This window comes from Geobacillus sp. TFV-3 (assembly GCF_009901865.1).
GTDB classification, from domain to species: Bacteria; Bacillota; Bacilli; order Bacillales; family Anoxybacillaceae; genus Geobacillus; species Geobacillus thermoleovorans_A.
In genome coordinates this window covers 110,766-133,077 of the sequence record NZ_MPSP01000001.1, presented here as the reverse complement: position 1 = coordinate 133,077, position 22,312 = coordinate 110,766, and the positions used below count along the sequence as shown (strand labels likewise).

General features: G+C 52.1%; 27 protein-coding genes and 1 other annotated feature (1 of these 28 running past the window's edge). All 27 genes read right to left on the bottom strand.

The window, feature by feature from the left end; genetic code table 11:
• Positions 1-6 precede the first annotated feature (6 nt).
• The 27 genes from rplF to rplJ all read right to left on the bottom strand — a co-directional run bounded on the left by rplF (position 7) and on the right by rplJ (position 22,170).
• Entirely contained in the window at positions 7-543 is a 537-nt protein-coding gene (gene rplF, locus BJQ97_RS00725; protein ID WP_011229634.1) for a 50S ribosomal protein L6, read from the bottom strand.
• Positions 544-575: 32 nt separating this feature from the next.
• Complete coding sequence (rpsH, locus tag BJQ97_RS00720; RefSeq protein ID WP_012820490.1) at positions 576-974, bottom strand: 30S ribosomal protein S8; 399 nt, start codon at positions 972-974, stop codon at positions 576-578.
• 33 nt (positions 975-1,007) lie between these two features.
• Positions 1,008-1,193 (bottom strand): type Z 30S ribosomal protein S14, encoded by a 186-nt coding sequence (locus tag BJQ97_RS00715; RefSeq protein ID WP_003247599.1) that lies wholly within the window; start codon positions 1,191-1,193, stop codon positions 1,008-1,010.
• A 29-nt stretch (positions 1,194-1,222) separates the two neighbouring features.
• Entirely contained in the window at positions 1,223-1,762 is a 540-nt protein-coding gene (gene rplE / locus BJQ97_RS00710) for a 50S ribosomal protein L5 (protein ID WP_012820489.1), read from the bottom strand.
• 27 nt (positions 1,763-1,789) lie between these two features.
• Positions 1,790-2,101: a 50S ribosomal protein L24 gene (rplX, locus tag BJQ97_RS00705; RefSeq protein WP_011229631.1), complete on the bottom strand. Its 312-nt coding sequence runs from the start codon at positions 2,099-2,101 to the stop codon at positions 1,790-1,792.
• 36 nt (positions 2,102-2,137) lie between these two features.
• Complete coding sequence (gene rplN, locus BJQ97_RS00700) at positions 2,138-2,506, bottom strand: 50S ribosomal protein L14 (RefSeq protein ID WP_011229630.1); 369 nt, start codon at positions 2,504-2,506, stop codon at positions 2,138-2,140.
• A 49-nt stretch (positions 2,507-2,555) separates the two neighbouring features.
• A complete protein-coding gene (gene rpsQ / locus BJQ97_RS00695; RefSeq protein WP_011229629.1) occupies positions 2,556-2,819 on the bottom strand; it encodes a 30S ribosomal protein S17 in 264 nt (87 codons plus the stop codon).
• A 24-nt stretch (positions 2,820-2,843) separates the two neighbouring features.
• Positions 2,844-3,044, bottom strand: coding sequence for a 50S ribosomal protein L29 (gene rpmC / locus BJQ97_RS00690; protein ID WP_011229628.1), 201 nt, complete (start codon positions 3,042-3,044; stop codon positions 2,844-2,846).
• The gene (gene rplP, locus BJQ97_RS00685) at positions 3,044-3,469 is read right to left on the bottom strand and encodes a 50S ribosomal protein L16 (protein ID WP_011229627.1); all 426 of its coding nucleotides are present in this window, start codon (positions 3,467-3,469) and stop codon (positions 3,044-3,046) included. Before rplP ends, rpmC begins: the two co-directional genes overlap by 1 nt.
• 2 nt (positions 3,470-3,471) lie before the next feature.
• Positions 3,472-4,128: a 30S ribosomal protein S3 gene (rpsC, locus tag BJQ97_RS00680; RefSeq protein WP_160155149.1), complete on the bottom strand. Its 657-nt coding sequence runs from the start codon at positions 4,126-4,128 to the stop codon at positions 3,472-3,474.
• A 3-nt stretch (positions 4,129-4,131) separates the two neighbouring features.
• Positions 4,132-4,473: a 50S ribosomal protein L22 gene (gene rplV / locus BJQ97_RS00675; RefSeq protein ID WP_011229625.1), complete on the bottom strand. Its 342-nt coding sequence runs from the start codon at positions 4,471-4,473 to the stop codon at positions 4,132-4,134.
• A gap of 18 nt (positions 4,474-4,491) precedes the next feature.
• Positions 4,492-4,770 carry a 30S ribosomal protein S19 gene (gene rpsS, locus BJQ97_RS00670; RefSeq protein WP_011229624.1) on the bottom strand — a complete coding sequence of 93 codons (279 nt, stop codon included), beginning with the start codon at positions 4,768-4,770 and terminating at the stop codon, positions 4,492-4,494.
• A gap of 33 nt (positions 4,771-4,803) precedes the next feature.
• Positions 4,804-5,634: a 50S ribosomal protein L2 gene (gene rplB / locus BJQ97_RS00665; protein ID WP_011229623.1), complete on the bottom strand. Its 831-nt coding sequence runs from the start codon at positions 5,632-5,634 to the stop codon at positions 4,804-4,806.
• 27 nt (positions 5,635-5,661) lie between these two features.
• A complete protein-coding gene (rplW, locus tag BJQ97_RS00660; protein ID WP_011229622.1) occupies positions 5,662-5,949 on the bottom strand; it encodes a 50S ribosomal protein L23 in 288 nt (95 codons plus the stop codon).
• Positions 5,949-6,572: a 50S ribosomal protein L4 gene (gene rplD, locus BJQ97_RS00655; protein ID WP_160155148.1), complete on the bottom strand. Its 624-nt coding sequence runs from the start codon at positions 6,570-6,572 to the stop codon at positions 5,949-5,951. Before rplD ends, rplW begins: the two co-directional genes overlap by 1 nt.
• A 29-nt stretch (positions 6,573-6,601) precedes the next feature.
• Positions 6,602-7,243, bottom strand: a complete 642-nt coding sequence (gene rplC / locus BJQ97_RS00650) for a 50S ribosomal protein L3 (protein ID WP_011229620.1) — start codon at positions 7,241-7,243, stop codon at positions 6,602-6,604.
• A 20-nt stretch (positions 7,244-7,263) separates the two neighbouring features.
• Positions 7,264-7,572: a 30S ribosomal protein S10 gene (gene rpsJ / locus BJQ97_RS00645; RefSeq protein ID WP_008881945.1), complete on the bottom strand. Its 309-nt coding sequence runs from the start codon at positions 7,570-7,572 to the stop codon at positions 7,264-7,266.
• A gap of 296 nt (positions 7,573-7,868) precedes the next feature.
• Positions 7,869-9,056, bottom strand: a complete 1,188-nt coding sequence (tuf, locus tag BJQ97_RS00640) for an elongation factor Tu (RefSeq protein ID WP_011229619.1) — start codon at positions 9,054-9,056, stop codon at positions 7,869-7,871.
• 128 nt (positions 9,057-9,184) lie between these two features.
• Complete coding sequence (gene fusA, locus BJQ97_RS00635; protein ID WP_160155147.1) at positions 9,185-11,263, bottom strand: elongation factor G; 2,079 nt, start codon at positions 11,261-11,263, stop codon at positions 9,185-9,187.
• A gap of 179 nt (positions 11,264-11,442) precedes the next feature.
• The gene (gene rpsG, locus BJQ97_RS00630) at positions 11,443-11,913 is read right to left on the bottom strand and encodes a 30S ribosomal protein S7 (RefSeq protein ID WP_011229617.1); all 471 of its coding nucleotides are present in this window, start codon (positions 11,911-11,913) and stop codon (positions 11,443-11,445) included.
• A gap of 39 nt (positions 11,914-11,952) precedes the next feature.
• Complete coding sequence (gene rpsL, locus BJQ97_RS00625) at positions 11,953-12,375, bottom strand: 30S ribosomal protein S12 (RefSeq protein WP_011229616.1); 423 nt, start codon at positions 12,373-12,375, stop codon at positions 11,953-11,955.
• 96 nt (positions 12,376-12,471) lie between these two features.
• Positions 12,472-12,720: a 50S ribosomal protein L7ae-like protein gene (locus BJQ97_RS00620; RefSeq protein WP_011229615.1), complete on the bottom strand. Its 249-nt coding sequence runs from the start codon at positions 12,718-12,720 to the stop codon at positions 12,472-12,474.
• A 134-nt stretch (positions 12,721-12,854) separates the two neighbouring features.
• Positions 12,855-16,454: a DNA-directed RNA polymerase subunit beta' gene (rpoC, locus tag BJQ97_RS00615; RefSeq protein WP_160155146.1), complete on the bottom strand. Its 3,600-nt coding sequence runs from the start codon at positions 16,452-16,454 to the stop codon at positions 12,855-12,857.
• 92 nt (positions 16,455-16,546) lie between these two features.
• Complete coding sequence (gene rpoB, locus BJQ97_RS00610; protein WP_160155145.1) at positions 16,547-20,119, bottom strand: DNA-directed RNA polymerase subunit beta; 3,573 nt, start codon at positions 20,117-20,119, stop codon at positions 16,547-16,549.
• Between the two features lie 413 nt (positions 20,120-20,532).
• Positions 20,533-21,135 (bottom strand): class I SAM-dependent methyltransferase, encoded by a 603-nt coding sequence (locus tag BJQ97_RS00605; protein ID WP_160155144.1) that lies wholly within the window; start codon positions 21,133-21,135, stop codon positions 20,533-20,535.
• Positions 21,136-21,246: 111 nt separating this feature from the next.
• Complete coding sequence (gene rplL / locus BJQ97_RS00600) at positions 21,247-21,615, bottom strand: 50S ribosomal protein L7/L12 (protein WP_012820484.1); 369 nt, start codon at positions 21,613-21,615, stop codon at positions 21,247-21,249.
• Positions 21,616-21,669: 54 nt separating this feature from the next.
• Entirely contained in the window at positions 21,670-22,170 is a 501-nt protein-coding gene (gene rplJ / locus BJQ97_RS00595) for a 50S ribosomal protein L10 (protein WP_011229610.1), read from the bottom strand.
• 47 nt (positions 22,171-22,217) lie between these two features.
• Positions 22,218-22,312: a sequence feature (ribosomal protein L10 leader region), on the bottom strand (it continues 69 nt past the right edge of the window).

The following is a 22,312-nucleotide window of genomic DNA, read 5'->3' as shown; positions in this document are numbered from 1 at the left end:
GCCGCGTTATTTACCAGTTTTGCCTTCTTTCAGGCGCACAAGTTCACCTTCGTAGCGGATGCCTTTGCCTTTATACGGCTCTGGCGGACGAACCGCGCGAATGTTGGCGGCCAGTTCGCCGACGCGCTGTTTGTCTGCCCCTTTGACGATGATTTTCGTTTGGGATGGCACTTCAATTTCAAGCCCTTCTTCCGGCTCAATTTCTACCGGATGAGAATAACCGACGCTCAATACAAGCTTTTTCCCTTGTTTCGACGCCCGGTACCCGACACCAACGAGTTCGAGCGCTTTTTCATAACCTTTCGAAACACCTTCGACCATGTTGGCGAGCAAGCTGCGCGTCGTGCCATGGAGCGCGCGATGATGTTTTTCATCGCTTGGACGCGTAACCGTGATGACATTGCCCTCAACCGTGATCGTCATATCTGGATGGAACGTGCGGGTCAGCTCTCCTTTCGGCCCTTTGACCGTAACCGTGTTGCCGTTGACCGTAACGGTGACACCGGCAGGAATTTCAATTGGTTTTTTGCCGACACGTGACATGTCAAAAACACCTCCATTCTTAAGCAGATAGATTACCAAACGTAGGCGATTACTTCGCCGCCCGTGCCTTTTTGCCGTGCTTCTTTGTCTGTTAAGATGCCCTGCGATGTCGAAAGAATCGCGATCCCTAAGCCGTTCAGGACGCGCGGCACTTCATGGGCTTTGACGTAAACGCGCAACCCCGGTTTGCTGATGCGCTTCAGCCCGGTAATGACACGTTCGTTGTTCGGACCGTATTTCAAGAAGATGCGGAGAATGCCTTGTTTGTTGTCTTCGATATATTCATAATCACGAATAAACCCTTCGCGCTTTAAAATTTCCGCGATTTCCCGCTTGATTTTCGAAGCCGGGACTTCGAGCTTTTCGTGACGCACCATATTCGCATTGCGGATGCGAGTCAGCATATCAGCAATTGGATCTGTCATCACCATTATGTTTTACCTCCTTCCCAATCAATGGGTTGATTACCAGCTGGCTTTTTTGATGCCTGGAAGTTGACCTTTGTATGCGAGCTCACGGAAACAAATACGGCACAATTTGAATTTGCGATAGACCGAGTGCGGGCGGCCGCAGCGCTCGCAACGGGTGTACGCTCTCACTTTAAACTTCGGCGTCCGTTTTTGTTTCGCGATCATCGATTTTTTAGCCACGATTTCGCCTCCCTTGCGTTATGGGATCATTATTTTTGGAATGGCATGCCGAGCAACGCCAGCAGTTCACGAGCTTCTTCATCCGTGTTGGCCGTTGTGACGATCACGATGTCCATGCCGCGCACTTTGTTCACTTTATCGTAGTCAATCTCAGGGAAAATGAGCTGTTCTTTAATGCCGAGCGTATAGTTGCCGCGGCCGTCAAACGACTTTTTCGATACGCCGCGGAAGTCGCGCACGCGCGGAAGCGAGACCGAAATCAACTTATCGAGAAACTCATACATCCGTTCGCCGCGCAACGTCACCTTCGCACCGATCGGCATCCCTTGGCGAAGACGGAAGCCGGCGATCGATTTTTTTGCACGCGTCACCACCGGACGCTGACCGGCGATCAGCGTCAGCTCTTCAACGGCGCTGTCTAATGCTTTCGGGTTTTGCACCGCATCGCCGACACCCATGTTGATGACGATTTTTTCGATTTTTGGTACTTGCATGATCGATTTATAGTTGAACTTGCTCATGAGAGCAGGTACGACTTCGTTTACATACTTCTCTTTCAGGCGGTTCATAAAAGTACCTCCCTTCCTGCTTCACGGTTATTTATCCAAAATCTCACCGGATTTTTTCGCATAGCGCACTTTCTTGCCGTCGACAATTTTGTAGCCGATGCGCGTCGGCTCACCCGTTTTCGGGTCGAGCGGCATGACTTTCGAGACGTGGATCGGCGCTTCCTTCTCAATGATGCCGCCTTGCGGGTTGGCTTGTGACGGTTTCGCATGCTTTTTCACGATGTTGACGCCTTCAACGATGACGCGATTTTTCTTCGGAAACGCCGCTAGGATGACGCCTTGTTTGCCTTTGTCTTTGCCGGAGATTACTTGCACTTTATCGCCTTTTTTTACATGCATCGCATTCGCACCTCCTTGAAACGCTGTTCCGTTCCATTAAATAACTTCCGGGGCTAAAGAAATGATTTTCATGAAGTCTTTATCGCGCAATTCGCGGGCAACCGGTCCGAAAATCCGCGTGCCGCGCGGGCTTTTGTCATCACGGATGATGACGCAGGCGTTTTCGTCAAAGCGGATGTACGAACCGTCCGGACGGCGCACCCCGCGTTTCGTACGAACAACAACTGCTTTCACGACTTGACCTTTTTTAACAACGCCACCTGGTGTCGCATCTTTGACCGTCGCCACAACGACGTCGCCGATATTCGCATAGCGGCGACCCGAGCCTCCGAGCACTTTAATGACAAGCACTTCGCGTGCACCAGAGTTATCAGCTACTTTCAAGCGAGATTCTTGTTGAATCATCGACGAAACCTCCTTTCGGAATTATCTCTCCGAACTCAGTGAAGAACGATTACAGAACAACCGCTTTTTCGATGACTTCCACTAAGCGGAAGCGTTTTGTGGCCGACAGCGGGCGAGTTTCCATAATTTTCACGATATCACCGACTTTAGCGATGTTATGTTCATCATGCGCTTTATATTTTTTCGAATATTTCACGCGTTTGCCGTACAGCGGATGTTTTTTGTACGTTTCGACCAACACGGTGATCGTTTTGTCCATTTTGTCTGATACAACCCGCCCAACGTACACTTTGCGTTGATTGCGTTGGCTCATTCCACAAACCTCCTCTCAAACACATTATTTATTGGCAGCGAGCTCACGTTCGCGAATAATCGTTTTCATGCGGGCGATGTCTTTGCGCACTTGGCGGATGCGCGCCGTGTTTTCCAATTGACCTGTGGCCAGTTGGAAGCGAAGGTTGAACAATTCTTCCTTCAATGCTTTAATTTTTTGTTCGATCTCGGCAGTGGTCAACTCACGGATTTCTTTCGCTTTCATTACGCTTCACCACCAGTTTCTTCACGTTTTACAAATTTGCATTTGATCGGAAGTTTGTGAGAAGCGAGACGCAATGCTTCACGTGCCACTTCCTCAGAAACACCGCCCACTTCAAACATCACTTTGCCTGGTTTGACAACGGCGACCCAGCCTTCCGGCGCCCCTTTACCAGAACCCATCCGCACTTCAAGCGGTTTTGCCGTATACGGTTTGGAAGGGAAAATGCGGATCCATACTTTCCCGCCCCGTCTCATGTAACGGGTCATCGCCCGGCGGGCTGCTTCGATTTGCCGGTTCGTAATCCAAGCTGATTCTAATGCTTGCAACCCAAATTCACCGAAATGAACTTCCGTGCCGCCTTTCGCCCGGCCTTTCATCCGTCCGCGATGTTCACGGCGATATTTGACGCGTTTTGGCATTAACATGATTATTTTCCTCCTTCCTCAGCTTTTTTCTTGGTCGGAAGGACTTCTCCACGATAAATCCATACTTTCACGCCGATTTTTCCGTACGTCGTATCGGCTTCTGCCGTTCCATAGTCAATGTCAGCGCGCAGCGTATGGAGTGGAACCGTCCCTTCGCTGTAATGCTCCGAACGAGCGATGTCAGCCCCGCCCAAACGGCCGGATACCATCGTTTTGATGCCTTTCGCCCCAGCGCGCATCGCACGTTGGATCGCTTGTTTTTGCGCCCGGCGGAACGATACTCGGTTTTCAAGCTGACGAGCGATGTTTTCAGCAACAAGACGTGCATCCAAGTCTGGTTTTTTGATTTCTACAATGTTGATATGGACGCGTTTACCGGTCAATTGCGCGAGCGCTTTACGGAGCGCTTCCACTTCCGAACCGCCTTTCCCGATGACCATGCCCGGTTTAGCGGTATGGATCGTTACGTTGACGCGGTTGGCTGCCCGTTCAATCTCCACGCGGGAGACGGCCGCGTCTTGCAGGCGTTTGCTAATGTATTCACGGATTTTCAAGTCTTCGAGCAACAGATCTGCATAGTCTTTTTCCGCATACCATCTCGATTCCCAATCACGAATGATGCCGATGCGCAGACCGATCGGGTTGACCTTTTGACCCACGGATTATCCCTCCTTCTTTTCTGAAACGACGATCGTAATATGGCTTGTGCGTTTGTTAATGGCGCTTGCCCGTCCCATGGCGCGCGGACGGAACCGTTTCAGCGTCGGGCCTTCGTCGACATACGCTTGAGTGATGACCAAGTTGTTGACGTCCATGTCATAGTTGTGTTCAGCGTTGGCAACTGCTGATTTCAACACTTTTTCAATGATCGGGGAAGCTGCTTTTGGTGTATGGCGCAAAATAGCGAACGCTTCGCCCACTTCTTTCCCGCGAATCAAGTCAATGACTAAGCGCGCTTTACGAGGAGCGATGCGAACGGTTCTTGCAACAGCTTTAGCTTGCATATCTAGAACCTCCTCTCATTACCGTTTCGTTTTCTTGTCATCGCCAGCATGGCCGCGGAACGTGCGCGTCGGCGCAAATTCGCCGAGTTTGTGCCCGACCATATCTTCTGTGATGTAGACCGGAACGTGTTTGCGGCCATCGTACACCGCGATCGTATGCCCGACAAACTGCGGGAAGATCGTCGAACGGCGAGACCACGTTTTGATCACTTGTTTTTGCCCTGTTGCATTCAGTTTTTCGATTTTTTTCATCAAATGCTCATCGCAAAACGGACCTTTTTTCAAGCTGCGACCCATAAGTGAACCTCCCTTCTGAATTGCGCTCGTTCATTATTTCTTGCGGCGACGGATGATGAATTTATCCGATTTGTTTTTCTTTTTGCGTGTTTTGTATCCAAGCGTCGGTTTGCCCCATGGTGTCATCGGCGATTTGCGTCCGATTGGCGCTTTGCCTTCACCACCGCCGTGCGGATGGTCAACCGGGTTCATGACCGAACCGCGAACTGTCGGGCGAATCCCCAACCAGCGGGCGCGTCCTGCTTTCCCGATGTTGACAAGTTCGTGTTGCTCGTTGCCGACTTCACCAACCGTTGCACGGCATTTGCCTAAAATCATGCGCACTTCGCCGGAAGCCAAACGAACGATGACGTATTTTCCTTCTTTCCCGAGCACTTGCGCCGATGTACCAGCTGCACGCACCAGTTGTCCGCCGCGGCCCGGTTTCAGCTCAATGTTGTGGACGAGCGTACCGACTGGGATGTTCTCAAGCGGAAGCGCATTGCCGATTTTAATGTCCGCATCCGGACCGGACATGATTTCCATGCCGACTTTCAAGTTTTTCGGCGCGATAATGTAGCGTTTTTCACCGTCTGCATAGTTGATGAGCGCGATATTGGCAGAACGGTTCGGATCGTATTCAATCGTAGCAACGCGTCCTGGAATTCCGTCTTTGTCGCGTTTAAAGTCGATAATCCGATATTGGCGTTTATGGCCGCCGCCTTGATGGCGCACCGTAATTTTCCCTTGATTGTTGCGGCCCGCCTTTTTCTTTAACGGGGCAAGCAACGATTTTTCCGGCTGATCCGTCGTAATTTCCGAGAAATCAAGCACCGTCATGCCGCGACGGCCGTTCGATGTCGGTTTGTACTTTTTGATCGCCATCGGAATGTCCCTCCTTCATCGTTTATGTTACACTTCAAACAGTTCGATCTCTTTGCTGTCCGGCGTCAGCGTGACGATCGCTTTGCGGCGGCGGTTCGTATAGCCGCTGTAGCGGCCGACGCGTTTAAATTTCCCTTTATAGTTCATGATGTTCACTTTGGCTACTTTAACGCCAAAAATTTTCTCGACGGCGTCTTTCACTTCCGTCTTGTTCGCTTTGACGTCGACCTCAAACGTATATTTTTTTTGCCCGATCAAATTCATTGTATTTTCCGTGATGATGGGGCGCTTAATAATGTCGCGAGGGTCTTTCATTATGCAAGCACCTCCTCTACTTTCTCCACGGCCGCCTTCGTAATGACGAGTTTGTCATGGTTGAGCACATCGAGCACATTGATGCCGTTGGCTGCCACCACTTTGACGCCCGGAATGTTGCGCGCCGACAGATATACATTCTCATTCAGCTCGTCGGTCACAATGAGTGCTTTCCGATCCACTGCGAGATTGTTTAAAATTTTGACCATTTCCTTCGTCTTCGGTGCTTCAAGCGACAATTGATCCAATACAACGATGTCGTTTTCGAGCACTTTCGAAGACAATGCCGATTTGATCGCTAAACGGCGAACTTTTTTCGGAAGTTTGTAGCTGTAGCTGCGCGGAACCGGACCAAAGACCGTACCGCCGCCGCGCCATTGCGGAGCGCGAATCGAACCTTGACGGGCGCGTCCTGTCCCTTTTTGGCGCCATGGCTTGCGGCCGCCGCCGCTCACTTCAGCGCGGTTTTTCGTCTTATGCGTTCCTTGACGCATCGAGGCGCGTTGCATAATCACTGCTTCGAACAACACATGTCTATTCGGTTCAATTCCAAAAACGGCGTCGTTCAACTCGATTTCGCCGATCGTCTGACCGTTTTGGTTGTATAATGCTACTTTTGGCATTACGTAGTTCCTCCTTTCTTGGCCGGATGTTATTTCGCCTTCTTCGCCGCTTTCACGGCGCTTTTAACGATGACTAAGCCTTTTCTCGGCCCCGGCACATTGCCTTTAATGAGCAGCAAGTTGCGTTCCGGATCCACTTTCACGATTTTCAAGTTTTGGATCGTCACGCGCTCACCGCCCATGCGGCCCGGCAAGTTTTTCGTTTTGAAAACGCGGTTTGGCGCGATGGACCCCATCGACCCCGGACGGCGATGATAACGGGAACCGTGAGCCATTGGCCCGCGTGATTGACCGTGGCGTTTAATCGCCCCTTGGAAGCCTTTCCCTTTCGAAATGCCCGTGACATCGACAATTTCGCCTTCGCTGAAAATGTCAACTTTCACTTCTTGGCCAACTTCATATTCATCGATGTTGGCGCCGCGGATTTCACGAATGAAGCGCTTAGGTGCCGTGTTAGCTTTGGCAGCATGGCCAATTTGCGGTTTATTGGCGCGTTTTTCGCTAATATCTTCAAAACCTAATTGGATCGCTTCGTAACCGTCGTTTTCGATCGTTTTCTTTTGCAGGACGACGTTCGGCGTCGCATGGATGACGGTTACCGGAATCAAATCGCCATTTTCCGCAAATATTTGCGTCATACCGATCTTTCTTCCTAAGATTCCTTTCGTCATGTGTCACACCTCCCAGTCGATCAAAGTTTAATTTCAATATCAACGCCCGACGGCAAATCGAGACGCATTAACGAATCAACCGTTTGCGGAGTCGGGTTGATGATGTCGATCAAACGTTTATGCGTCCGCATTTCGAATTGTTCACGGGAGTCTTTGTACTTATGAACGGCGCGCAAGATCGTATACACCGTTCTTTCCGTCGGCAGCGGGATCGGCCCCGACACTTTTGCCCCGGAACGTTTTGCGGTTTCCACAATTTTCTCCGCCGATTGGTCTAAAATTCGATGATCGTAAGCTTTTAAACGAATGCGAATTTTTTCTTTTGCCATTTGGTTTCCCTCCTTCTTCGCCTATTTTGAAAATAGACTTCTCCACGGAAATTTCCTGCACACCGCCGTGGCAAAGCGGCCGGGTGTGTCAGCAACCTTCCGCTTCATCGCAGTCAAAGACCAACATTTGATATTATACTGGTATGTAAGCAAGATTGCAAGTGATTTCTTTGCTTTTCCCACACTTCTTCTATTATACATAGCCGCCATCCCGTTTTCAACACAGCCGCCAATCTGACGGTCAAGATGGCATCAAAAAAAGGATGTCCATTGCTGGACACCCTTTTTTGCCGTGATTACTCGATGATTTCCGATACAGAGCCAGCGCCGACCGTACGGCCGCCTTCGCGGATCGAGAATTTCGTGCCTTCTTCAATCGCGATCGGGGCGATCAGTTCCACCGTCATTTCAACGTTGTCGCCAGGCATAACCATTTCGACGCCTTCCGGAAGCGTGATAATGCCCGTTACATCCGTCGTACGGAAGTAGAATTGCGGACGGTAGTTCGAGAAGAACGGAGTATGGCGTCCGCCTTCTTCTTTCGTCAGGACGTATACTTGCGCTTTGAATTTCGTGTGAGGCGTGATCGAACCAGGTTTCGCCAACACTTGGCCGCGCTCGACTTCATCACGAGATACGCCGCGGAGAAGCGCACCGATGTTGTCGCCGGCTTCCGCTTGGTCGAGAAGTTTGCGGAACATTTCTACACCTGTCACGGTCGTCGTTTTCGGCTCATCCGACAAACCGATGATTTCAACCGGGTCGCCAACTTTCAACGTACCGCGTTCAACACGGCCTGTTGCAACCGTACCGCGGCCCGTGATCGAGAAGACGTCCTCGATTGGCATCATGAATGGTTTGTCCACTTCACGTTGCGGCGTCGGGATGTATTCGTCAACCGCATTCATCAATTCAATGATTTTTTCTTCCCATTGAGGGTCGCCTTCAAGCGCTTTTAATGCCGAACCTTTGATAACCGGCACTTCATCGCCTGGGAAGTCGTATTCAGAGAGAAGATCGCGAACTTCCATTTCAACAAGTTCAAGCAATTCTTCGTCGTCCACCATGTCGCATTTGTTCAAGAATACAACGATGTACGGAACACCGACTTGGCGGGAGAGAAGAATGTGTTCGCGCGTTTGCGGCATCGGACCGTCAGCCGCCGATACAACAAGGATCGCGCCGTCCATTTGCGCCGCGCCTGTGATCATGTTTTTGACGTAGTCAGCGTGGCCCGGGCAGTCAACGTGCGCATAGTGGCGAGCATCTGTTTCATACTCGACGTGCGCCGTCGAAATCGTAATCCCGCGTTCACGCTCTTCCGGAGCAGCGTCGATTTGGTCGTACGCTTTTGCTTCGGCTTTGCCTTGTTTCGCCAAAACCGTCGTAATGGCAGCTGTCAACGTCGTTTTCCCGTGGTCAACGTGGCCGATGGTGCCAATGTTGACGTGCGGTTTCGTGCGCTCAAATTTCGCTTTAGCCATGAGAGATATCCTCCTTAAAAGTAAGATATGAATTTATATGGTTGGGTAAGTATAGGATGCTTGGGAACAAAATGTTCCCAAGTCTTACTTACATAAGTATTTATAGCGAAACTAGCAAGAGAAATCAATTATTCGCCTTTATTTTTTTTGATAATTTCATCGGCGATGTTTTTCGGAACTTCTTCATAGTGGTCAAACACCATCGAGAACGTTCCGCGTCCTTGCGTGTTCGAACGGAGCGATGTCGCATAACCGAACATTTCAGCCAGCGGCACCATCGCCCGGACGACTTGGGCGTTGCCGCGCGCTTCCATCCCCTCGATGCGGCCGCGACGGGACGTAATGTCACCCATGATGTCACCGAGGTACTCTTCAGGGATGACGACTTCGACTTTCATGATCGGTTCCAACAGAACCGGATCACACTTCGTCGCCGCGTTTTTCAACGCCAAGGAAGCAGCGATTTTGAACGCCATTTCGCTCGAGTCGACATCGTGGTACGATCCGTCAAACAGTTTCGCCTTAATGTCGACAACCGGATAGCCGGCTAAGACGCCGTTTTGCATCGCTTCTTCCAGTCCAGCTTGAACGGCCGGCACATACTCTTTCGGAACGACCCCGCCGACGATGGCGTTCTCGAATTCGAAGCCTTTGCCGCGCTCGTTCGGCGAGAATTCGATCCAAACGTGGCCGTATTGGCCACGGCCGCCGGACTGACGGATGAATTTGCCTTCGACTTGCGCCGATTTGCGGAACGTTTCGCGGTAGGCAACTTGCGGCGCCCCGACGTTCGCTTCGACTTTGAATTCACGGCGCATCCGGTCGACGATGATGTCAAGATGCAGCTCGCCCATTCCGGAGATGATCGTTTGTCCCGTTTCCGGGTCGGTGTGAGCGCGGAAAGTCGGGTCTTCTTCTTGCAATTTTTGCAACGCTTGGCTCATTTTGTCTTGGTCGGCTTTCGACTTCGGCTCGATTGCCACCGAAATGACCGGTTCCGGGAACTGCATCGATTCGAGAATGACAGGATGCTTGTCATCGCATAGAGTATCGCCGGTTGTCGTATCTTTTAAACCTACTGCCGCGGCAATATCGCCGGCATAGACTTTCGAAATTTCTTGACGGTGGTTCGCGTGCATTTGCAACAAGCGGCCGATCCGTTCGCGCTTCCCTTTCGTCGTGTTCATCACATATGAACCGGAATCAAGCGTTCCAGAGTAGACGCGAATAAACGTCAATTTCCCGACATACGGGTCAGTCATGATTTTAAATGCCAAAGCGGCAAACGGAGCGTCATCGCTTGCTTCACGCGTCACTTCTTCTTCGGTATCCGGAACGACGCCGCGAATCGCCGGGATGTCAACCGGAGACGGCAAGTAGTCGACAACGCCGTCAAGAAGCAGCTGAACACCTTTGTTTTTGAATGCCGAACCGCAGAAGACCGGGAAGAATTCAACGCTGATCGTCGCTTTGCGGATCGCGGCCTTCAGCTCTTCCGCCGTGATTTCTTCCCCTTCCAAATATTTCATCATTAATTCTTCGTCCAACTCAGCGACCGCCTCAATCAGCTTGTTATGGTACTCTTCTGCCATATCGCGGTATTCTTCCGGAATGTCAATGCGCTCAATGTTTTTGCCAAGCTCATCATGGTAATGGTACGCGCACATTTCAACCAAGTCGATAATGCCGGAGAACTGATCTTCAGCGCCGATCGGCAGTTGCACCGGATGGGCGTTCGCTTGCAGGCGGTCATGGAGCGTTTTCACCGAATACAAGAAATCGGCGCCGATTTTATCCATTTTGTTGACGAACACGATCCGCGGAACACCATATGTCGTCGCTTGGCGCCAAACGGTTTCCGTTTGCGGTTCAACACCCGATTGCGCGTCTAAGACCGTGATGGCCCCGTCCAATACGCGCAATGAACGCTCAACCTCGACCGTAAAGTCGACGTGCCCCGGCGTGTCGATGATATTGATGCGATGGCCTTTCCATTGCGCCGTTGTCGCCGCCGACGTGATCGTAATTCCGCGCTCTTGCTCTTGTTCCATCCAGTCCATCGTTGCCGCACCTTCATGCACTTCCCCGATTTTATGAACGCGGCCGGTATAGAACAAGATCCGTTCAGTCGTCGTCGTTTTCCCGGCGTCAATGTGCGCCATAATCCCTATGTTGCGAGTCTTTTCCAAGGAGAACTCTCTTGCCATAGTGGTTATTTTCTCCTTCCTTCAAATATGAAATATAAGTAGATGGCGCCGCCACCGAGGCGCAATCCCCTTGTCTTTGAAGTTGTCCCACACGCGACCAGAAAGGCCGCAATATATAGGAAGATAGGTGAATAGGCAACCGCAGTGCCTCCTCACCTATTTCCTTTCGGCGACGCTCCTTACCAGCGGTAATGGGCAAACGCGCGGTTCGCTTCAGCCATTTTATGTGTATCTTCGCGTTTTTTCACCGCTGCACCCGTGTTGTTGGCAGCGTCCATAATTTCATTTGCCAAGCGCTCTTCCATCGTTTTTTCGTTGCGAAGACGTGCATATTGCACGAGCCAGCGCAAACCGAGAGAAACGCGACGGTCCGGACGAACCTCGACCGGAACTTGGTAGTTCGCCCCACCAACACGGCGAGCGCGCACTTCCAACACCGGCATAACGTTTTTCAACGCTTGCTCAAACACTTCCATTGGATCTTTACCCGTGCGCTCACGGATAATATCAAACGCAGTGTAAAGAATTTTTTGCGCTTTTGATTTTTTGCCGTCGATCATAATTTTATTGATCAAACGGGTAACAAGCTTCGAATTGTAAATTGGATCCGGCAGTACGTCACGTTTAGCAACAGGGCCTCTACGTGGCATAGTGTTTCCTCCCTTCAGGAAAACATTCTCTTCATTTCATTATTTTTTCGCTGCTTTCGGTTTTTTCGCGCCGTATTTCGAACGACCTTGCATCCGGTTCGCTACGCCTGCAGCATCCAACGCCCCACGAATGATGTGATAGCGCACCCCCGGCAAGTCTTTGACACGTCCGCCGCGGATGAGCACAACGCTGTGTTCTTGCAAGTTATGGCCGATTCCCGGAATGTACGCCGTAACTTCAATCCCATTTGTTAAGCGGACACGGGCGTATTTCCGCAACGCCGAGTTCGGTTTTTTCGGCGTCATCGTGCCGACACGCGTGCAAACGCCGCGTTTTTGCGGAGACGACACATTCGTTTGCTCTTTTTTGAAGCTGTTATACCCTTTGTTCAACGCAGGGGATTTCGATTTAACGACTTTTTTCTCGCGTCCTTTGCGGACCAGTTGGTTGATTGTAGGCATGAAAAGATCCTCCTTTCGCATGTATCGTTTAAGCCCACATATCCAGGTGGTTCATCGTTTATGCAAATAAAGGGTTTAGGGGAGAAAGGCAAAACGTTACCGAAGGATCGCCACCGCGGCCGCGCCGACTTGGATTTTGCACGCCTTGCCAAGCTTTTTCATCGAATCGACTTTTGTGACCGGCACGTTTGCCTCATTGGCGGCGGCGGTCACTTTCTCGATGATCGGCAAGTCGGCATCCTCCGCCACGATCACTTCCGCTGCTTTTCCTTCCTTTAAAGCCCTTATCGTTTGTTTGGTTCCAATGACAATTTTTCCAGCCTGTAATACTTTTTCATAAGACATGTAACATATCCTCCAAAGTACCAGGTTGTTGGAACACCTTTATTAGACTACCATTTTCTTTGCCGATTGTCAACTGGATTTTTAATTAGGTGATGGCCGGCCAAGGAGTGCCTTAGCCGGCCGCTCGGTTCGCGTTATTTGGACGACACCGTGTCGCCAGCCGTTTCCTTTTTGACGGCCGGCTTCACTTTTCGGTACCGGGCCATACCGGTTCCAGCCGGGACGAGTTTGCCGATAATGACGTTTTCTTTTAAGCCAAGCAGTTCATCACGTTTTCCTTTGATCGCTGCATCGGTCAAGACGCGCGTCGTTTCTTGGAACGAAGCAGCAGACAAGAATGAATCCGTCTCAAGCGACGCTTTCGTGATGCCGAGCAACACTTGGCGGGCCGTCGCCGGCCGTTTCCCTTCGCGAAGAGCTTTGGCGTTGACATCCGTAAACTGGTGGACATCCAAAAGCGTACCTGGCAGCACATCGGTGTCGCCGGCATCGATGACGCGCACTTTGCGCAGCATTTGCCGCACCATGACCTCGATATGCTTATCGCTGATTTCCACCCCTTGCATCCGGTACACTTTTTGCACTTCGCGAAGCAAGTACTCTTGAACGGACGTAATATCGCGCACGCGCAACAACTGTTTCGGGTCGACCGATCCTTCTGTCAGCTCTTGGCCGCGTTCGACGCGCTGACCTTCTTCGACTTTCAGCCGCGCGTTGTACGGCGCTACATATGTCCGCGTCTCAACTTCACCTTGCACGACAACTTCATATTGGTTGTCACGCGTTTTGTTAATTGAAATGACCGTGCCGTCAATTTCCGAAATGACCGCTTGCCCTTTCGGGTTGCGCGCTTCAAACAGCTCTTGCACCCGTGGCAAACCTTGAGTGATATCGTCGCCGGCGACGCCGCCTGTATGGAACGTCCGCATTGTCAGCTGCGTGCCCGGCTCGCCGATCGACTGAGCGGCGATAATGCCGACGGCTTCGCCCACTTCGACGTCCATGCCGGTCGCCATGTTGCGGCCGTAACATTTTTTGCAGACGCCATGGCGCGTGTTGCAGGCGAATACGGAGCGAATCCATACTTCCGTAATGCCGGCTTTCATGATCTCATTGGCGATATCTTCGGTGATCATCTCGTCTTTGCGGACGATCACTTCGCCCGTTTCCGGATGACGCACCGTTTTGTGCGCATAGCGGCCGACAAGCCGTTCTTCAAGCTTGACGACAACTTCCGTGCCATCCGTCAGCGCCCGCGCCAAAATGCCGCGATCGGTGCCGCAATCTTCTTCGCGGACGATGACGTCTTGCGCCACGTCGACAAGGCGGCGCGTGAGATAGCCTGAGTCGGCCGTTTTGAGCGCCGTATCCGCCAATCCTTTTCGCGCGCCGTGCGTCGAGATAAAGTATTCCAATACCGTCAAGCCTTCGCGGAACGACGACTTGATCGGCAGCTCAATGATCCGGCCGGCCGGGTTGGCCATTAAACCGCGCATCCCCGCAAGCTGCGTAAAGTTTGACGCGTTCCCGCGCGCTCCAGAATCGCTCATCATAAAGATCGGGTTGCGTTTATCAAGCGACTTCATCAACCGGTCTTGAATTTTGTCTTTCGCCGCGCTCCAGATGGAGATGACGCGCTCGTACCGCTCTTCGTCCGTAATTAAGCCGCGGCGGAACTGCTTCAAAACCGTATCGACTTTCGCTTGCGCTTCATCCAAAATTTCTTGTTTTTCCGGCAGGACGACGATGTCAGCCACGCCGATCGTGATGCCGGCTTTCGTCGAATATTGGAAGCCAAGGTCTTTCATGCGGTCGAGCATCTTCGATGTTTCGGTGATTTTGAACCGTTTGAACACTTCAGCGATAATTTGTCCGAGCACTTTTTTCTTAAACGGCGGCACGAGTTCGCGCTTGCGAATTTCTTCGCGCACATTGACCCCTTTGTCAAGGAAATACTTGTCCGGCGTCCGCCCTTCAATGTTTTCCGTCGTCGGCTCGTTGATGTACGGGAACGAATTCGGCAAAATTTCGTTGAAAATGAGCTTTCCGACGGTCGTTAAGAGCAGCTTGTTGTTTTGCTCTTCGGTAAACGTTTCGTTTTTCAGCGAACCGGCATGAATGGCGATGCGCGAATGGATATGGACGTAGCCGTTATGGTAAGCAAGCAGCGCCTCGTCCGTGTCTTTGAACACCATGCCTTCGCCGATGGCTCCCTCGCGTTCCATCGTCAAGTAGTAGTTGCCCAACACCATGTCTTGGGATGGTGTCACGACCGGCTTCCCGTCTTTCGGGTTCAAAATGTTTTGCGCCGCCAACATCAACAAGCGTGCTTCGGCTTGCGCCTCAGCTGACAGCGGCACGTGCACCGCCATTTGGTCGCCGTCAAAGTCAGCGTTGTACGCCGTGCAAACAAGCGGATGAAGACGGATCGCCCGCCCTTCCACAAGCGTTGGTTCAAACGCCTGAATGCCGAGACGGTGCAGCGTCGGAGCGCGGTTTAACAGCACCGGATGTTCTTTGATGACATCTTCAAGCACATCCCACACTTCCGGATGGACGCGCTCGATTTTCCGTTTCGCGCTCTTAATGTTGTGCGCCAACCCCCGCTCCACGAGCTCCTTCATAACGAACGGCTTGAACAGCTCAAGCGCCATTTCTTTCGGCAGCCCGCATTGATACATTTTCAAGTTCGGGCCGACGACAATGACGGAGCGTCCGGAATAGTCGACACGCTTGCCGAGCAAGTTTTGCCGGAAGCGCCCTTGCTTCCCTTTCAGCATATGAGAAAGCGATTTTAACGGACGGTTCCCCGGACCGGTCACCGGACGGCCGCGGCGGCCGTTATCGATCAAAGCATCAACCGCCTCTTGCAGCATCCGCTTCTCATTTTGGACGATAATGTTCGGCGCACCGAGATCAAGCAGCCGTTTCAGCCGGTTGTTACGGTTGATGACGCGGCGGTACAAATCGTTCAAATCCGATGTTGCAAACCGCCCGCCGTCAAGCTGAACCATCGGGCGCAACTCCGGCGGAATGACCGGCAACACGTCAAGCACCATCCAGGCCGGATCGTTCCCTGAACTGCGGAACGCTTCAAGCACTTCAAGCCGCTTAATGATGCGGGCGCGCCGCTGCCCTTGCGCTGTTTTCAACTCTTCTTTCAACGCGGCTACTTCTTTATCCAAGTCTATGTCCTGGAGCAGCTTTTTGATCGCCTCCGCCCCCATCGACGCTTGAAACGATTGGCCGTATTTTTCACGATAAGCGCGGTATTCCTTTTCCGACAACAGCTGCTTTTTCTCAAGCGGCGTATCACCCGGGTCGGTGACGACATAGGATGCAAAATAAATAACCTCTTCGAGCGCCCGCGGCGACATGTCAAGAACCAAGCCCATCCGGCTCGGGATGCCTTTGAAATACCAGATGTGCGAAACCGGGGCAGCCAGCTCGATATGGCCCATCCGTTCGCGGCGGACTTTCGAGCGCGTCACTTCGACGCCGCAGCGGTCGCAGACGACGCCTTTGTAACGAACGCGTTTATATTTGCCGCAATGGCACTCCCAGTCTTTCGTCGGACCGAAAATGCGCTCGCAAAACAAGCCGTCTTTTTCCGGCTTTAACGTCCGATAGTTGATTGTCTCCGGCTTTTTGACTTCGCCATACGACCAAGAACGAATTTTCTCCGGGGAAGCGAGCCCAATTTTCATGTACTCAAACTTATTGACATCTAGCAAGGGGTATACCTCCCTTTTTGATCCGTCGGTTTTCCGTTCGCTCAAGCGGCCAATGGCGGGGAACAGCTCCCCGCCTGGCCGTTATGGCCGGTTTATTCTTTCGTCACCGCATCTTTCTCTTCGCCGGCTTCTTCCCGTTCGGCCGGTTTGACGTCCACCATGATGGCATCCGGTGCATGGTCATCATCATCATCAAAGCTTTCCATGTTCACTTCTTGTTCATCGCTTGTCAAAATCGTGACGTCCATGCCCAAGCTTTGCAGCTCTTTGATCAACACTTTAAACGACTCCGGCACACCCGGCTCCGGAATGTTTTCCCCTTTGACGATCGCCTCGTACGTTTTGACACGGCCGACGACATCGTCGGACTTGACGGTCAAAATTTCTTGAAGTGTGTATGCCGCCCCATACGCCTCAAGCGCCCATACTTCCATCTCACCAAAGCGCTGGCCGCCGAACTGCGCCTTGCCGCCGAGCGGCTGCTGAGTGACGAGTGAGTACGGGCCGGTGGAACGGGCATGAAGCTTGTCGTCGACCATGTGAGCGAGCTTGATCATGTACATGATCCCAACCGACACACGGTTGTCAAACGGTTCACCCGTCCGTCCGTCATACAGCACTGTTTTTGCATCACGCGCTAGTCCTGCCTCTTCAAGGATGTTCCAAACGTCTTCCTCCGTCGCCCCGTCAAAGACCGGGGAGGCGATGTGCAGGCCGAGTTTTTTCGCCGCCATGCCAAGGTGCAGCTCAAATACTTGCCCAATGTTCATCCGCGATGGAACGCCGAGTGGGTTTAACATGATGTCAATCGGCGTGCCATCCGGCAAGAAGGGCATATCTTCCTCCGGCAAAATGCGGGAAATAACCCCTTTGTTTCCGTGGCGGCCTGCCATTTTGTCGCCCTCGGAAATTTTCCGCTTTTGCACAATATAGACGCGCACCAGTTGATTGACACCCGGCGGAAGCTCGTCGCCGTCTTCGCGGTTGAACACTTTCACGTCAAGGACGATGCCGCCGCCACCGTGCGGGACGCGCAACGACGTATCACGCACCTCGCGCGCTTTTTCGCCGAAGATTGCGTGCAAAAGCCGCTCTTCCGCCGTCAGCTCGGTCATTCCTTTTGGCGTCACTTTGCCGACGAGCAAGTCGCCGTCTTTCACTTCTGCGCCGATGCGGACGATGCCGCGTTCATCCAAGTTTTTCAGCGCATCCTCGCCGACGTTTGGAATGTCGCGCGTAATTTCTTCCGGACCGAGCTTCGTATCGCGCGATTCGGCTTCATACTCTTCAATATGAATTGATGTATACACGTCTTCTTTGACGAGCCGTTCGCTCATGATGATCGCGTCTTCGTAGTTGTAACCGTCCCATGTCATAAACGCGACAAGCACGTTGCGGCCAAGCGCCAATTCGCCCTTATCCATCGACGGACCATCGGCCAAAATTTCACCCTTCTCAACGATATCGCCTTTTTTCACGATCGGCCGCTGGTTGTAGCACGTGCCTTGGTTCGAACGAACGAATTTCAGCAACCGGTATTTATCGAGATCACCCTTGACTTCTTTGCCGTCCACTTCAATCAGCCGACGCACCCAAATTTCCTTTGCTTCGACGCGCTCAACGATGCCCCGGTGCTTGCAAATGACCGCTGCACCCGAGTCTTTCGCCGAAACATACTCCATCCCCGTGCCGACGATCGGCGCTTCCGGTTCCAACAGCGGCACGGCTTGCCGCTGCATGTTCGCTCCCATCAGCGCGCGGTTCGAGTCGTCGTTTTCCAAAAATGGGATGCACGCCGTCGCTGCCGAGACGACTTGCTTCGGCGAAACGTCCATGTAGTCGACGCGATCGCGCTTGACGACAATGTTCTCGCCGCGGAAACGGGCGACAACGTTTTCTTCAAGGAACGTGCCGTCCTCCGCAAGCGGTACGTTCGCCTGTGCTACAACGTAATTGTCCTCTTCATCGGCTGTCAAATAATCGATTTGGTCCGTCACCCGCCCTGTTTCCGGATCGACGCGCCGGTACGGCGTTTCAATAAAGCCAAACTTGTTCACTTTTGCGTAAGTGGACAGCGAGTTGATGAGCCCGATGTTCGGACCTTCCGGCGTTTCGATCGGACACATCCGCCCATAGTGCGAATAGTGAACGTCGCGCACCTCAAACCCAGCGCGCTCACGTGTCAATCCTCCAGGTCCAAGCGCGGACAGACGCCGCTTGTGCGTCAGTTCGGCCAATGGGTTCGTTTGATCCATGAACTGTGACAGCTGCGAGCTGCCGAAAAACTCTTTGACCGCCGCGATTACTGGGCGGATGTTGATCAGCTGCTGCGGCGTAATCGTGTTCGTATCTTGGATCGACATGCGCTCGCGCACGACGCGCTCCATGCGCGACAGGCCGATGCGGAATTGGTTTTGCAATAGTTCGCCGACCGAACGGAGGCGGCGGTTGCCTAAATGGTCGATGTCATCCGTATCGCCGACGCCGTGGAGCAAGTTGAAGAAATAGCTGATCGACGCAATGATGTCAGCCGGTGTAATATGTTTGACATCCTCGGCGATGAAGCCGTTGCCGATGACGTTGATCACTTTTTCGCCATCCGGGTCATTCGGGGCATAAATTTTGATCGTTTGCACCGAAATGTCCCCGTCCACCACCCCTTCGGCTGGGCGGTATGTCTGTAAGCCGACGCCTTTTTCCAAATACGGGAGCAGTCGATTCAGCGTTCGGCGGTCGATCATCGCTCCAGCTTCGGCGATGACCTCCTTGGTTTCGGGGTCCATGATTGTTTCCGCGAGCCGCTGATTGAACAGGCGGTTTTTAATATGAAGTTTTTTATTGATTTTATAACGGCCTACGCTCGCCAAGTCATAGCGCTTCGGATCAAAAAAGCGCGACGCCAGCAAATTTTTCGCATTCTCAAGCGTTGGCGGCTCTCCCGGACGAAGACGCTCGTAAATTTCAATCAACGCTTTTTCCGTGCTGTCGGTATTATCTTTTTCTAGCGTATTGCGCAAGTATTCGTTGTCGCCGAGCAGATCGATGATTTCTTGGTCGGAGCTGAACCCAAGCGCACGGAGAAGCACCGTAACCGGCAGTTTACGGGTGCGGTCGATGCGAACGTAAACGACGTCTTTCGCATCGGTTTCATATTCAAGCCATGCGCCGCGGTTCGGAATCACTGTCGCCGAGTAGCCGCGTTTGCCGTTTTTATCAACTTTGTCGCTGTAATAGACGCTTGGCGAACGGACGAGCTGGGAAACGATGACGCGTTCCGCCCCATTAATAATAAACGTTCCCGTTTCTGTCATGAGCGGAAAATCGCCCATAAACACGTCTTGTTCCTTCACTTCGCCCGTTTCTTTATTGATCAGGCGAACTTTGACGCGAAGCGGCGCCGCATATGTAACGTCGCGTTCTTTCGCCTCTTCGACCGTATATTTCGGTTCTCCTAAACTATAGTCGATAAATTCAAGCGAGAGATTGCCGGAAAAGTCTTCAATCGGGGAAATCTCCCTGAACATTTCCCGCAGCCCTTCATCGAGAAACCATTGGTAGGAGGACGTTTGAATTTCGATCAAGTTCGGCAATTCCAGCACTTCGCTGATGCGTGCATAGCTTCTGCGTTGGCGGTGTCGCCCGTATTGAACTAGTCGGCCTGTCAAGAGTGATTCACCCCTCAAATGTAGACATTAGTGAAAACCGGAACCGGAACAGCTCCGTCACCCGCTCTGCTTAGCAATCAATGCCTTCAAGGCGGACTGGCCGCTCCGTCATTCCGGGGCAAAGCACTAGGCATGCATGCGGCCGGCCCCCGCCATCCGGGCGGAAACGGCTTCGTTGCGTGCACCGCCGTTTCATTTAGGGGATTTAACACGCTCCCGGCGCGAGGAAACCAGGCGTTGAGTTGAATGGAGAAAAAAAGAAAATGGTTTCTATTCCAATAGAAAACCACATGGTTCGTTGTTTATTGATTTTATCATTGTTTCCATTGCGTCCAAAATTATACGTCATCCCCTCTGCACGGGAAATGTGCATATTTAGCATTTTATAATGCTACCACAATAAAAAAACGGTGTCAACATTTTTTCGCCTTTATGATATAATATCCTTTTTTCTTCGCGACGACTTCTACAGTGGAAAAGCATTCGTTCAGCTTTTGCAAGGCCGATGGAGCGCCTTGCTTTTTTTGAATGACGACCCATAGCTCGCCATGATCAAGCAGATGATCGCGGCTTCGTTCAAAAATCGCGTAAACGACCCGTTTGCCAGCCCGGATCGGCGGATTGGTGACGACCGCTGCAAATCGCTGTTCTCCGACTTCCGAAAAAAGATCGCTTTTGTAAATCACCGCATTGTCAATCCCGTTTGCCCGCTTGTTTTCCTGCGCCAGTTCGAGCGCCCGCTCGTTGACATCAATCATGTGAACGCGCCGGTTTGGAAACGATTTGGCCAAAGCAAGCCCGATCGGCCCATATCCGCAGCCGACATCCAACAGATCCCCAGCCACTCCCGGCTCCTCGAATGTTTCAATTAACAGGCGTGTGCCAAAGTCGACTTCTCGCTTTGAAAACACTCCGCTGTCGGTCGTAAAGCGGAATTCATGCCCCCGCAACACGTACGTCCACGTTTGCGGGTTTCGCTCGGACGTCGGATTGGCTGAGTAATAATGCTCGCTCATCATCATCCCCTCCTCTTTGTCGACAGCATGCACTGCCTTCCGTTATATAGTGTAACAAAAAAGAGGCCGTCCCTTGCTTCGGGCAAGCCTCTTTTTTCAATGGCGCAGCCATTACTTGATTTCGACTTTCGCGCCAGCTTCTTCGAGTTTTGCTTTGATTTCTTCTGCTTCTTCTTTCGCAATGCCTTCTTTGATCGGCTTCGGGGTGTTGTCGACCAAGTCTTTCGCTTCTTTCAGGCCGAGGCCAGTGATTTCGCGAACGACTTTGATGACTTTGATTTTTTGCGCGCCGGCGTCGGCAAGAATGACGTCGAATTCCGTTTTTTCTGCCGCCGCTTCAGCGCCAGCTGCTGCACCTCCCGCGACAACAACCGGAGCCGCAGCTGTTACGCCGAATTCTTCCTCGATCGCTTTCACCAATTCGTTTAATTCCAATACGGTCATATTTTTCACTGCTTCAATGATTTGTTCTTTCGTCATCACAACTTCCTCCTTTGTTTTCTGAATGATTGTTAAGCACATATCGATGCGCCATTACGCGCCTTGTTCCTCTTGCTTGTCAGCCACCGCTTTAATCGCCAGCGCAAAGTTGCGGATCGGGGCTTGAAGAACGCTAAGCAACATCGAAAGCAACCCTTCGCGGGACGGAAGTTTCGCCAACGCATCGATTTCTTCTTTGCTGGCGATGTTCCCTTCGATGACGCCGCCTTTGATTTCCAATGCTTCATGCGTTTTCGCAAACTCGCTTAAAATTTTGGCCGGCGCCACGACATCTTCATTGCTGAAGGCGATGGCATTTGGACCGGTGAACACTTCATCCAGTCCTTCCAAGCCGACTTCCGCGAGCGCACGGCGGGTCAAGGTGTTTTTGTACACTTTAAACTCAACGCCTGCCTCGCGCAGCTGTTTGCGCAGCTCGGTCATTTCCGCCACGTTCAAGCCGCGGTAATCAACGATGACGGTTGCCTTGCTGGCCCGGAATTTGTCTGCGATTTCCGCGACCACTTGTTTTTTCAGTTCAATCGCGCTCGACACGTCCTGCACCTCCTGTAAGGAAAATGAGAGAATACCACTTATACCGTCTACTCAATACAAAACCTCCATGCCGCGTAGACATGGAGGTGTCGTTCAACGCACCGCTGCTCGTCCCCGACGCAGGGCGCGCTGTTCTATCGTC

What these genes read in the sequence shown, in the direction of transcription:
- rpsH (WP_012820490.1), bottom strand. Translation starts at nt 974, where the DNA reads ATGGTGATGACAGATCCAATTGCTGATATGCTGACTCGCATCCGCAAT.
- rplV (WP_011229625.1), bottom strand. Translation starts at nt 4,473, where the DNA reads ATGCAAGCTAAAGCTGTTGCAAGAACCGTTCGCATCGCTCCTCGTAAA.
- fusA (WP_160155147.1), bottom strand. Translation starts at nt 11,263, where the DNA reads ATGGCAAGAGAGTTCTCCTTGGAAAAGACTCGCAACATAGGGATTATG.
- rpmC (WP_011229628.1), bottom strand. Translation starts at nt 3,044, where the DNA reads ATGAAAGCGAAAGAAATCCGTGAGTTGACCACTGCCGAGATCGAACAA.
- rplW (WP_011229622.1), bottom strand. Translation starts at nt 5,949, where the DNA reads ATGAAAGACCCTCGCGACATTATTAAGCGCCCCATCATCACGGAAAAT.
- rplE (WP_012820489.1), bottom strand. Translation starts at nt 1,762, where the DNA reads ATGAACCGCCTGAAAGAGAAGTATGTAAACGAAGTCGTACCTGCTCTC.
- BJQ97_RS00620 (WP_011229615.1), bottom strand. Translation starts at nt 12,720, where the DNA reads ATGTCTTATGAAAAAGTATTACAGGCTGGAAAAATTGTCATTGGAACC.
- rpsQ (WP_011229629.1), bottom strand. Translation starts at nt 2,819, where the DNA reads ATGAGCCAACGCAATCAACGCAAAGTGTACGTTGGGCGGGTTGTATCA.
- rplC (WP_011229620.1), bottom strand. Translation starts at nt 7,243, where the DNA reads ATGACGAAAGGAATCTTAGGAAGAAAGATCGGTATGACGCAAATATTT.
- BJQ97_RS00605 (WP_160155144.1), bottom strand. Translation starts at nt 21,135, where the DNA reads ATGAGCGAGCATTATTACTCAGCCAATCCGACGTCCGAGCGAAACCCG.
- rplL (WP_012820484.1), bottom strand. Translation starts at nt 21,615, where the DNA reads ATGACGAAAGAACAAATCATTGAAGCAGTGAAAAATATGACCGTATTG.
- rplP (WP_011229627.1), bottom strand. Translation starts at nt 3,469, where the DNA reads ATGTTAATGCCAAAACGCGTCAAATATCGCCGTGAACATCGCGGACGG.
- rpsL (WP_011229616.1), bottom strand. Translation starts at nt 12,375, where the DNA reads ATGCCTACAATCAACCAACTGGTCCGCAAAGGACGCGAGAAAAAAGTC.
- rplB (WP_011229623.1), bottom strand. Translation starts at nt 5,634, where the DNA reads ATGGCGATCAAAAAGTACAAACCGACATCGAACGGCCGTCGCGGCATG.
- rplN (WP_011229630.1), bottom strand. Translation starts at nt 2,506, where the DNA reads ATGATTCAACAAGAATCTCGCTTGAAAGTAGCTGATAACTCTGGTGCA.
- tuf (WP_011229619.1), bottom strand. Translation starts at nt 9,056, where the DNA reads ATGGCTAAAGCGAAATTTGAGCGCACGAAACCGCACGTCAACATTGGC.
- rpsG (WP_011229617.1), bottom strand. Translation starts at nt 11,913, where the DNA reads ATGCCACGTAGAGGCCCTGTTGCTAAACGTGACGTACTGCCGGATCCA.
- rplX (WP_011229631.1), bottom strand. Translation starts at nt 2,101, where the DNA reads ATGCATGTAAAAAAAGGCGATAAAGTGCAAGTAATCTCCGGCAAAGAC.
- rplF (WP_011229634.1), bottom strand. Translation starts at nt 543, where the DNA reads ATGTCACGTGTCGGCAAAAAACCAATTGAAATTCCTGCCGGTGTCACC.
- rpsS (WP_011229624.1), bottom strand. Translation starts at nt 4,770, where the DNA reads ATGGGTCGCAGCTTGAAAAAAGGTCCGTTTTGCGATGAGCATTTGATG.
- rpsJ (WP_008881945.1), bottom strand. Translation starts at nt 7,572, where the DNA reads ATGGCAAAAGAAAAAATTCGCATTCGTTTAAAAGCTTACGATCATCGA.
- rplD (WP_160155148.1), bottom strand. Translation starts at nt 6,572, where the DNA reads ATGCCAAAAGTAGCATTATACAACCAAAACGGTCAGACGATCGGCGAA.